The organism is Streptomyces mutomycini, assembly GCF_001700505.1.
Lineage (GTDB): Bacteria > Actinomycetota > Actinomycetes > Streptomycetales > Streptomycetaceae > Streptomyces > Streptomyces mutomycini.
The window spans coordinates 1-496 of record NZ_MAPV01000315.1; the positions used below are offsets into that span (position 1 = coordinate 1).

Below are 496 nucleotides of genomic sequence, written 5' to 3' on the forward strand. Positions count from 1 at the left end.
GGCTGGAGCAGTCGAGCACGAGACAGAGGAGGCACTGTGAATACCCCGTATCCCTTCACCGCCGTCGTCGGGCAGGACGATCTACGGCTCGGGCTGTTGCTCAACGCCGTCAGTCCGGCCGTCGGCGGGGTGCTCGTGCGGGGTGAGAAGGGCACCGCCAAGTCCACCGCCGTGCGGGCCCTCGCCGCGCTGATGCCGGAGGTCGCGGTGGTCTCCGGGTNNGGCCCCCACGAGTCCGGGACCGGCGTGTCGCGTGCGGCGCGGACCGTGGAGCTGCCCGTCGGCGCGTCGGAGGACCGGCTGGTGGGCGCGCTCGACATCGAACGGGCGCTCTCGGAGGGCGTGAAGGCCTTCGAGCCGGGGCTCCTCGCCGACGCCCACCGCGGGATCCTCTACGTCGACGAGGTCAATCTCCTCCACGACCACCTGGTGGACCTGCTGCTCGACGCGGCGGCCATGGGCGCCTCGTACGTCGAGCGCGAAGGCGTCTCCGTGC

General features: G+C 72.1%; 1 protein-coding gene and 1 pseudogene. Both read left to right on the forward strand.

Annotated features, from left to right (window positions below):
- Positions 1–36: 36 nt before the first annotated feature.
- On the forward strand, positions 37–220 hold a 184-nt coding region (locus BFF76_RS34265; protein ID WP_244167376.1), incomplete at its 3' end, for a hypothetical protein.
- Positions 221–222: 2 nt separating this feature from the next.
- A pseudogene (locus tag BFF76_RS34270) lies at positions 223–496 on the forward strand (magnesium chelatase); the annotation flags it as partial.